General features: G+C 40.8%; 1 protein-coding gene. It reads left to right on the plus strand.

The genetic code is table 11. The annotated features are described in order from the left end of the window. Nucleotides 1-655: GDP-mannose 4,6-dehydratase (locus PX484_RS18560; RefSeq protein WP_287751860.1), on the plus strand; the 655-nt coding region annotated here is incomplete at its 5' end. Between the last annotated feature and the right edge of the window lie 613 nt (nt 656-1,268).

The raw sequence follows: 1,268 nt of genomic DNA on the forward strand, positions 1-1,268 counted from the left end.
AGTCATGGAAGTTCCCCAAAAAGAAACCACGCCATTTTATCCCCGCAGTCCCTACGCTTGTGCGAAAGTTTACGGTCACTGGCAAACAATCAACTATCGGGAATCCTACGACTTATTTGCCTGTAACGGCATTTTATTTAATCATGAATCCCCCCGGCGGGGAGAAACTTTTGTCACGCGCAAAATTACCCGCGCTTTGGCCCGAATTATTGCCAGACAACAGAAAAAACTCTATCTAGGAAATCTTGATTCTAAAAGGGATTGGGGTTATGCTAAGGATTATGTGCGGGCGATGTGGTTAATGTTACAACAGGAAGAACCGGATGATTATGTAGTGGCGACAAATGAAACCTATTCTATCCGGGAGTTTCTCGATATTTCTTTCCAATATGTTAATTTAAATTGGCAGGATTATGTGGAGTTTGATGAACGTTATTTGCGTCCGGCGGAAGTGGATTTATTAATAGGAGATTCTACAAAAGCCAGGGAGAAATTAGGTTGGCAGCCGTCGGTAACGTTTGAGGGACTGGTAAAATTAATGGTAGATGCGGATTTAGCGGCTTTGGGGATTAATCTTAATAACGGTGGTGATAGCCAACAGTTATTAAAAGATCTGGCTTATCTTCGCAATCGTTCCTTAATTGCCGTCGATTAAAAAGTAGGGTGGGTTAGGGAAGGGCAACCCACCCCCTGTCGGCAATAGCCGGCGATTGTTGGTAACATTTGGTAGTAGTAGAATTTGCCGTCTCAATTGTTAAGCAACAATCGACCAAGTGGGTCGAGTTCGTAACTATTCTGATTAACTGGTATCACTTGAAATGCTCCCACGGCAGCTGGATAACAAAACTCGCCAATTGTCAATAGCGTTTGAGATGCGCTCACCCTGTATTCATAAAAAGGTTCCGCCACCTAAAAAGCAGCCCTCCTTTAGAGAAGAGGTCAGAATGATTGCTTCTCTCGGGGGTTTTTTATACCTGGACTTCCCCCATACATAAATACCTGGACTTCCCCCGTATAAACATACTAGCTATGGCTAAAAGTCTTACAGAGCCTGAGTTAAAGCAATACAATAGAACTCTTGCAAATTAATTATGTGTTATAGTGATGGGTTAACTAATTTTTTTGGGAAAATTAGTTAACCAGTACATTTGTCCTGAATGAAAACTTGAAGTTTAACTTTTAACTCAAAACTCTTTAGATATGCTTTAATTTGGTTATCAAAACCTCTTTATTTAAGCGGCACAAACTATCTCAATTATAAAAATTGA

Origin of the sequence: Microcystis sp. M49636_WE2, from assembly GCF_030065375.1 — a bacterium.
GTDB classification, from domain to species: domain Bacteria; phylum Cyanobacteriota; class Cyanobacteriia; order Cyanobacteriales; family Microcystaceae; genus Microcystis; species Microcystis aeruginosa_C.